This is a genomic window from Curtobacterium sp. ME26, from assembly GCF_903970945.1.
Classification (GTDB): Bacteria; Actinomycetota; Actinomycetes; order Actinomycetales; family Microbacteriaceae; genus Curtobacterium; species Curtobacterium citri.
On sequence record NZ_CAJCKG010000036.1, the window covers coordinates 22832 to 30725 of the forward strand.

At 71.6% G+C, this 7894-nt stretch carries 9 protein-coding genes and 1 pseudogene; 3 read left to right on the plus strand and 7 right to left on the minus strand.

Going from position 1 to position 7894, the window contains the following annotated elements; translation table 11 throughout:
- Positions 1 to 110: 110 nt before the first annotated feature.
- The 3 genes from H7A69_RS13085 to H7A69_RS13095 all read left to right on the plus strand — a co-directional run bounded on the left by H7A69_RS13085 (position 111) and on the right by H7A69_RS13095 (position 1583).
- Complete coding sequence (locus tag H7A69_RS13085) at positions 111 to 491, plus strand: hypothetical protein (protein ID WP_182047399.1); 381 nt, start codon at positions 111 to 113, stop codon at positions 489 to 491.
- Between the two features lie 185 nt (positions 492 to 676).
- A complete protein-coding gene (locus H7A69_RS13090) occupies positions 677 to 1165 on the plus strand; it encodes a hypothetical protein (RefSeq protein ID WP_182047400.1) in 489 nt (162 codons plus the stop codon).
- Positions 1158 to 1583 (plus strand): hypothetical protein, encoded by a 426-nt coding sequence (locus tag H7A69_RS13095; RefSeq protein WP_182047401.1) that lies wholly within the window; start codon positions 1158 to 1160, stop codon positions 1581 to 1583. The genes H7A69_RS13090 and H7A69_RS13095 overlap by 8 nt, the downstream gene beginning before the upstream one ends.
- A gap of 140 nt (positions 1584 to 1723) precedes the next feature.
- On the opposite strand, the gene H7A69_RS13100 is transcribed toward H7A69_RS13095, so the two are convergent.
- The 7 genes and pseudogenes from H7A69_RS13100 to H7A69_RS13130 form a co-directional block, all read right to left on the minus strand.
- Positions 1724 to 2335, minus strand: a complete 612-nt coding sequence (locus H7A69_RS13100; RefSeq protein ID WP_220456258.1) for a pyridoxal 5'-phosphate synthase — start codon at positions 2333 to 2335, stop codon at positions 1724 to 1726.
- Complete coding sequence (locus H7A69_RS13105) at positions 2332 to 3180, minus strand: creatininase family protein (protein ID WP_182047402.1); 849 nt, start codon at positions 3178 to 3180, stop codon at positions 2332 to 2334. Before H7A69_RS13105 ends, H7A69_RS13100 begins: the two co-directional genes overlap by 4 nt.
- The gene (locus H7A69_RS13110) at positions 3177 to 4550 is read right to left on the minus strand and encodes an FAD-binding oxidoreductase (RefSeq protein WP_182047403.1); all 1374 of its coding nucleotides are present in this window, start codon (positions 4548 to 4550) and stop codon (positions 3177 to 3179) included. Before H7A69_RS13110 ends, H7A69_RS13105 begins: the two co-directional genes overlap by 4 nt.
- A 91-nt stretch (positions 4551 to 4641) precedes the next feature.
- Positions 4642 to 5826 carry an ABC transporter substrate-binding protein gene (locus H7A69_RS13115; RefSeq protein ID WP_182047404.1) on the minus strand — a complete coding sequence of 395 codons (1185 nt, stop codon included), beginning with the start codon at positions 5824 to 5826 and terminating at the stop codon, positions 4642 to 4644.
- Between the two features lie 71 nt (positions 5827 to 5897).
- Positions 5898 to 6767, minus strand: a complete 870-nt coding sequence (locus tag H7A69_RS13120) for an ABC transporter permease (RefSeq protein ID WP_069713068.1) — start codon at positions 6765 to 6767, stop codon at positions 5898 to 5900.
- A complete protein-coding gene (locus tag H7A69_RS13125) occupies positions 6767 to 7534 on the minus strand; it encodes an ABC transporter ATP-binding protein (protein ID WP_069713069.1) in 768 nt (255 codons plus the stop codon). The genes H7A69_RS13120 and H7A69_RS13125 overlap by 1 nt, the downstream gene beginning before the upstream one ends.
- A 36-nt stretch (positions 7535 to 7570) precedes the next feature.
- A pseudogene (locus H7A69_RS13130) lies at positions 7571 to 7894 on the minus strand (hypothetical protein); the annotation flags it as partial.

Below are 7894 nucleotides of genomic sequence, written 5' to 3' on the forward strand. Positions count from 1 at the left end.
CCCCGGATCCGGCGGCGTCTCGGGAGGGGCCCGGCGTCTCGCGAGGGACCCGGCGTCTCGTCGGTCGCCCGGGGCTGTCGGTCACGCGGCAGTTCCGGCACCATGAGGGCATGTGGACCCGCACCGCCGCTGCCGCCGCGGCTGCAGCGATCGTCCTCGTCGCGCTCACCGGGTGCACGCCGCCGTCCCCGTTCCAGGGCGTCGCGCGGGCGGCCTGCGAGAAGAAGGTCGGGCCGGCGGTCGTCGTCTGGTGGCGGGACCAGTACGCCCAGACCCCGTGGAAGGTCGTCGACACGCACACGACGGGCATCGAGCAGCGGTCCGGGCAGCCGAGCGGGACGACCGTGTTCTCCGTCTCGGGCGAGTCCGCGGTGCAGCGTGACGAGCGGGGGAGCGCGACGGAGCGGCTGCGGTGGTCGTGCTCCGCGCGGACCACGGTCGACGATCCGTCGACCGTGTCGGCGTCCGTCCTGGAGATCCGGTTCCGCTGACGAGCGCCGGGCCGACGTCGAACCGGATCGCTCTCGTGACTCGGTATGTGGAGTACTCGGGACGAGCGGTCCTCCGTTGTTACCTTCACCGACATGGATCACGCTGTCGCAGCCTCCGAGCACGAGCGGCTCGAGGAGCTGTCCCGCTCCGACGTCGCTGACACCGTCGCCTCCGTGGCGGTCAGGTGTGTCCCGAGCTGTTCGACGGCGCTCGAAGCCCCGACGTCGACACCGTGATCCGGCGGACGCAGCGGGCGCGACGCGAGCAGCGCCGTCGGCACGACGAGGACGGGTCGTCCCTCGAGGACCAGGAACGCGGGTCGTTCCGAGCACCCGACCGCGCTGACTGTTCCGAGCGGTCCTGGTTCCAGAGCGTCGACGATGCTGACACCGTCCGGATCGACCACCGGCTCTTCCGCCAGGGCGGCCGTCTGGTCGACTTCGCGATCGTCGTGCTCGCCATCGACCTCGACGGACAGTGGGCCGAACGAGCGCGCGCGGACTGCTGTCACGGTCACGTCCACCTCCATCACACGAACGGCTCGATCACATCGCTCGCGCCCTTGCATGCCGTCGAGGACGTCGCTCGACACTTCGATCAGGCGTCGGACCGCATCAGCCAGTACGCAGTTACACTCCGGGACATGAAGGGCAGGGCCGACCAGGATGCATGAACTCGACGTGTTCCGTCGTGAGATCGATCGTTCGCTCGCCGTCGGGCACCTTGCTGATGCTGTCCTCGAAGTCGTGGACGTCGAGGGACGTTCGCCGGTCGTGGTGGCCCTCGACCACGAACGGCTCCCCGTGCTCCTCCGCCGGATCGAGGCCGTCGGGGGGTACGCCAACGTCTTCGTCAAGACGGGCTCCGGCGTTCGTCGGGTGTCGGTGATGGACGTCGACGGTGCGCTCGACGTGCGCGAGGCCGACGACATGCGAGCCAGCGACGAGCAGCCGAGTGCGGACAGTTCCGTCGGGGTCTTCGTCGACTACCTCCTCGCGAGGCCGAGTGGCGTCGTACTGCCTGCGAGGCTCGCATCTGCTGCTCGAGCCGCGCTCCCGGCCCGGCAGGTGGAGATCGTGCCGTCCTCCTGAACCGGCCGAGGTGGCCGCGGGCGGCCGAGCGTCGAACCACGAACACGACGTCGAACCAGACCGTGCGGGTGCTTCGACGTCGGGAACGTGGTTCGACCCCGGAGCAGGAGCAGGAGCCGCTGGCGCCGCGCGCGCTGCCGTCAGCCCGGCCAGGACTCCCGTGACCACGAGCCGTCCGGGCAGCGCTCGTAGACGAGCCGGTTGCTCGCGGCGTCGGTCGCCCCGCGCCAGAAGAGCATCCGCCGCGGCGTGAGCGCGAAGCCGGCCCACGTGTCCGGCGGCTCGAGCTCCGGTCGATCCCGCTCGAAGGCCGCCCACAGCTCCCGCCGACGCGAGGCGGTGTCGGCCGCGGCCTCGAGGTCGTTCACCCACGCGAGCACCTGCAGGTAGCGGGTGCGGGTGGCGTACGCGGCGCGGGCCTCGTCGGCGGTGACGGGTGCGACGTCCCCGACCACCACGAGCTGTCGGGCGGCCTCGGGCCAGACCACCGTGACCGCCGCGCGGGGGAGTGCGGCGAGCTCGGCGGCCTTCCGGCTGCGGCTGTCCGTGTGGAAGTGCAGGCGCTCCCCGTCGAAGCGCGAGAGCAGCACGGTCCGGGCGGACGGGTAGCCGTCGAGGCCGACCGTCGAGAGCGTCATCGTCGGACCGGGCCCGGCGTCGACCCCGGGCAGCCAGGCCGCGGCGAGGACGAGCGGGTCGGCCGGGGCGGCGGCGTCGGGGTCCTCGGCCGCCCGCCCCGGCAGCACGGTCACGACACCGCCACCACGTCGGACGCGAGCGGAGCGGCACCGGCAGCACAGGGCTTCGCGACCGCCGGGTCGAACCGGGCGATCTCGTGCAGGGACGCCACCGCTTCGTCGAGCGACCGGTCCCACAGCGCCTGCCCGTACGAGGCGGTCGCCCGGCTCGCATCGCCGACGACCCCTGGGGTGCCGAAGTCGTTCGACAGCCACCCGAAGGACACCGGACCACCGTTGAACCGGATCTTCTCGAACTCGGCCAGGTGGTCCGGCACCCACCGCTCGGCCTTCGTCATGTCGACGAGGTCCGGGCGGAGGTGCAGGATCATCGACGTCTCCGCCGCGCCACCGTGGATGCCGAGCCCGCGCTCGTCCGCGTCCTCACCGGAGGGCCCGGGCGTCCGGGCGAGCGTCGGCATGAGGAACGTCTTCAGCCCGTAGCGCTTGCGGATCTCACGCAGGGCGACCTGCAGCAGGGCGACGTTCCCGCCGTGGCCGTTCGCGAAGACGAGCGACCCGGCACCCATCAGTGCGACGGCCCGGCCGATCTGCACGGCCGTGTCGAACATGGTCGACTCGTCGAGCCACACGGTGCCCGGTGCCCAGCTGTGCTCGTCGGACTTCGTGAACGCGAGGGTCGGCAGCTGCCAGACGTCCAGGCCCTCGGCCGCCGCGCGTTCGACGGCAGCGCCGCCGATGTGGTCGGCGAGCAGGAAGTCGGTGACGAGCGGCAGGTGCGGACCGTGGTGCTCGACGGCACCGGTGGGCTGCACGACGATCGAGTCGGGACCGAGCCCGGCGGCGACCGCCGGGCCCGACAGCTCGGCCAGCAGGCGGGAGCGCGCCCCGCCGCTCACTTGCCGAACCCCGGCACGACGGGCTGCGCGGAGGCGGTGGAGCCCCCGCTGACGACGAGCGCCGGGTCGATCACGTGCCCGGGGTTGAGCAGGCCGTCGGGATCGGTCCGCTGCTTGAGCGCGACGAGCTCCTCGACGCCGTGGTCGACGTAGTACTGGTGCGGACTGTGCACGCGGACGCCCAGGTCGCGGAGCAGCGGGTACCCGGCGTAGACGTCCTCGGCGCCGGTGTACGGCGCGGTGAGCATGCCGATCGGCCCGACGTGCGCCGCCTCGATGTGGAGCATCCCGCCCGGGTAGACGGCCTCGACCTCGGCGATGCGGTCGATGAGCGCCTCGCCCCCGACCTCGACGTGGAACCACTCGGTGTCCGGGGTGTTCCGCTTGAGCCACCAGATCGGGTGGTTGTACGACAGCATCGACACCTTCGTGGTCTGCTGCAGCCCCTCGCGGACGTCGGACACCTCGCCGCCGGCCTGCTCGATGAGCGCGCGGGCCTCGTCGAGGACGACGTCGTCGATGATCGCACGCAGGCTGGCGCGGTCGTCCGGGATCGCGGTGTCCGACGGCAGGGTCGCGGCGATCGCCGGCCGGTCGGCGCTGACGAGTCGCGGCACCGGGTCGAGTCCGCGGAGCGTCCGCACGGCGACGAGGGCGTCCTCGAAGGTCGGGAACGCCGCGTACACGGCGCGCCACTCCTGCAGGGGTTCGAGCCGGACGGTGGCACGCGCGATGACCCCGGCGGTGCCGTAGGTGTGCACGAAGGGCTGTGCCTCGTCGCCCTCGACGTGCAGCAGTCCGTCCTCGCCGGGGAGCGCGACGTCGAGCGCGGTGACGAACCCCTGCCAGTTCGAGCCGTGTGCGATCGACCCAGTGCCGCCGGAGCCGCCGGACAGGAAGCCGCCGATGGTGGACTGCGCGGTGGACGGGTACATCCAGAGCTGCTGCCCGGTGGCCGCGGCGGCCTGCTCCATCGCGACCATCGACGCGCCGGCCTCGGCCGTGATCCAGCCGTCCCCGACCTCGACGACGGCGCGGGCGCGCGAGGTGTCGAGGACGAGGCCGCCGTGCAGCGGGATGCCCTGGCCGTAGTTGCCGGTGCCCTTGCCGCGCGTGGTGACGGGGACGCCGTGCCGGACGGCGGCGCGCAGGGTGGCGGCCACGTCGTCGGCGGACGCCGGGTACGCGACGAGGTCGGCGAGGCCCAGCGGCAGCTGCTCGCTGAGGATCGGGCTCATGGTCGCCTCGTCGACGGAGGCGCGGGCGCGGGTGCGCTCGTCGGCGCTCACGCCGCGCTCGCCGAGCAGGTCGACGAGCTCGGCGCGCAGCGCCTCGAGACCGGTGGTCGAGGCGGGGGTGACGGTGGTCATGCTCACTCCTGTGGGGTGGGTGGTGCTGCAACGACGGACGGGAGGCGCGGGGCGGGCGTGCCCCGCGCCTCCCGTCCGGTGGGTGGTCGGGTCAGTTGCCCAGACCGATGGACTTGTCGAGGAACTCGTTCGTGAACAGGTCCGAGGGCTTCAGGTCGCTCTTGACGTCACCGGTCCCGGCGAAGACGGGCTTCGCCTTGTCGATGAAGTCCTGCATGCGCTGCTCGTCCATCGAGCCGATGTAGCCGTCGGTGTCCTTCGCGAGACCGAGCTTCACCATCTGCGACGCGGCGAACGCGCCGACCTTCGAGTCGTAGGTCCAGCCGTTGTTGTACTGCTGCACGAGCTGCGTGATGAGGTCGTTCGTCGCCTGCGGGGCCTTCAGGTAGTCGACGTCGGCCTGCTGCATGACGGGGACGAGCTTCTGCAGGCAGGGCTCGAGCTTCGCCAGGTCGCCGGTGCGGACCGACATGGCCTCGGGGTACGGGTTCCAGCCCGTGCTCGACACCGGCTTGTACGCGACCTTCTTGCCCCAGGCCGCGACCTGGTTCTGGTAGATGTACGGCTCGGCGGTGGCGAAGCCCTGCTGCGCGTCCTTGCCGCCGGCGGAGACGAACTTCGCCGGGGTGCCGTCGTAGCTGCCGTCGAGGACCTTCTTCGGCAGGATGCCGGACTGCTCGAGGTACGTCATGTACGCGGCACCGTTGAAGTAGCGGACGACGCCGCCGTTCTTCTCGAGCTCCTTGCCGAGGTCCTCGATGCTGTCGACGTCCGGGTAGGTCTTCGGGTCCCACATGATCGACATCGGCGACGAGTCGTTCTCGGCGAAGACGGCCGTGGTCGGCAGGTTCCCGGAGAACTGGACCTGCTCGTCGGTCGACATGTAGCCGAGGGTGATGTCCTTGTCCTGGTACATCTGCGACGCGACCTTCGTGTAGCCGATGGCCGGGCCACCGGCACGGATCTCGAGCTTCACGCCGGTGCTCTTGCCGTTGGCGTACAGGTCGCCGGTGACGGTCTTGCCCGAGGCGTCGATGGACGGGTTCGGGCCGAGCATCTCGTACAGGTGGCCGTGCTCGCCCTCGGGGTTCCAGTCGGTCTGCACGACGACGGTCGCGGGGCAGACGTCGGACAGGTCGATCGCGGGGCCGGACGCCGCCTTGGCGGGGGCGCTGCTCGCGGTGTCCCCGGACGAGCCGGCGGCGCATCCGGTGAGGGCGATGGCGGTCGCGGCGATGGCGGCGGTCGCGACGCCGAGTCGGGTGGTGGTGCGCATGGAGGCTCCGTTCGTGGTGCGGGTCTCGTGGTGCTGTGGGAACAGGGGTCGGGTGGGAGGGGAGGAGTGGTTCAGCTGAAGTCGTGCCACCGACCGACCGCCAGGCGGCCGAGCAGTCCGAACACGAGGAAGACGGCGACGCCGTAGAGCGAGGCGATGATGATCGTCGCGTAGAGCTCCGGGCCCATCAGGCGCGAGGCGGTCACCTGGATGAGCACGCCGAGGCCCGGGTTGCCGCGCTGGAAGAACTGGTCGCCGACGATCGCGCCGATGACGCTCAGCCCGGCCGAGGTGCGCAGCCCGACGAAGATCGACGGCAGGGCCGCGGGGAACTGCAGCTTGACGAGCTGTGCGAACCGGCTCGACCGCTGCAGGCGGAACAGCTCGCGCTGCGCCCGGTCGGCGGACTGCAGGCCGAACAGGGTGTTCGACACCATCGGGAACAGGGCGATCATCACCGTGACGATGACCCGGCTGGCGAACTCGTAGCCGAACAGGGCGCCGATGAGCGGGACGAGCGCGAGGATCGGCACGCACTGCAGCACGACCGCGTACGGGTAGAGCGAGCGCTCCAGCCACTTCGCCTGCGCCATGGCCATCGCCCAGACGACGCCGATCACGATCGCGAAGGCCAGGCCCACGAGCGACACGACGGTGGTGCGGCCGAGCGCGGACCACAGGTCGGTGCCGAACGTCGACGGGGAGCCGTCCGGCATGGTCGGGGCGACGATCGCCTTCGCCACGAGGTGCGGGTAGGGCACCAGGAAGGCGAGGCCGCGGACGTGGTCGTAGTACGCGGCCGCGGCGTACCAGATGCCGACGAGCACGGCGAGGACCACGAGGGGCTGCCACCACGCCACCCGCGGACGCGAGCGGCCGGTGGTGCGACGGGCGGCGGCGCGGACGGTGCGGGTCTCGGCGACCTCCTGCAGGGTGACCATCAGCGGTGTCCTTCCCGGAGTGCGTGCGAGACCTCGCCGACCAGCTCGGCGAACTCGGGGGTGAAGCGGATGTCGGGGTCGCGCGGCATCGGGAACGGCACGTCGAAGCGGCCGACGATGCTGCCCGGGCGGCCGGACATCACGATGACCTCGGTGGAGAGGTACACGGCCTCGGACACCGAGTGCGTGATGAAGAGCCCGGCGAACTGCTGCTCGACGAACAGCCGGAGCAGTTCGTCGTTGAGGCGTTCGCGGGTGATCTCGTCGAGCGCGCCGAACGGCTCGTCGAACAGGAACAGCTCCGGGTCGAGCGTGAGGGACCGGGCGAGCGAGACGCGCATCCGCATGCCACCGGAGAGCTGCTTCGGCAGGTTCGCCTCGAACCCGCCCAGGCCGACCAGGTCGATGGCGTGCGCGGCCTTCGCCGCCCGCTCCGCCTTCGGCACCTTCCCGAGCTCGGCGAGCAGCTCGACGTTGCCCTGGACCGAGCGCCACGGCAGGAGCGTGGCGTCCTGGAAGACGTAGCCGATGCGGTCGGTGGCGACCCCGGCGGTTCCGTGGGACGCGGACTCGAGGCCCGAGGCGATCCGGAGGAGGGTCGACTTGCCGCAGCCGGAGGGGCCGACGACCGAGACGAACTGCCCGCGGTCGACGGTCAGGTCGACACCCTGCAGGGCGACCGTCCCGTTCGGGAAGGTCATCTCGACGTCGCGGAAGTCGAGCAGGGTGTCCGTCGCGGTGACGGGCGGTGGGGCGGTGGTGGTCACGGGTACCTCGTGTTCTCGTGCACGGGTGGTGCGCGGTCAGGGAACGGGGACGGGCTGGGGTCGGGGCGGGACGCCGGTTCGCGTCCGCTCGGGGGCGGCGATGTTCCGCCGCACCTCGGTGCGGGCGACGAGTCGTCCGCGGGACAGGACGATCCGGTCGGCGGGTGCGTTCGCGACGGCGTCGGTGACGCTCGTCGCGGCCATCGCGAGCAGGTCGGCGCGCCGCCCGGGGACGGGACCGGCGGCCGGGAGGCCCATCACGCTCCGTGCGGTGTCGCTCACCATCCCGGGATCGGAAGAGGACACGGCTGAAATCCAGTCACCCCCGAGAAGTTCGTCGGCCGCCGTCCTGTTGGACAA

Coding starts and splice junctions, on each gene's coding strand:
- H7A69_RS13120 (WP_069713068.1), bottom strand. CDS start 6,767: ATGGTCACCCTGCAGGAGGTCGCCGAGACCCGCACCGTCCGCGCCGCC.
- H7A69_RS13110 (WP_182047403.1), bottom strand. CDS start 4,550: ATGACCACCGTCACCCCCGCCTCGACCACCGGTCTCGAGGCGCTGCGC.
- H7A69_RS13085 (WP_182047399.1), top strand. CDS start 111: ATGTGGACCCGCACCGCCGCTGCCGCCGCGGCTGCAGCGATCGTCCTC.
- H7A69_RS13115 (WP_182047404.1), bottom strand. CDS start 5,826: ATGCGCACCACCACCCGACTCGGCGTCGCGACCGCCGCCATCGCCGCG.
- H7A69_RS13095 (WP_182047401.1), top strand. CDS start 1,158: ATGCATGAACTCGACGTGTTCCGTCGTGAGATCGATCGTTCGCTCGCC.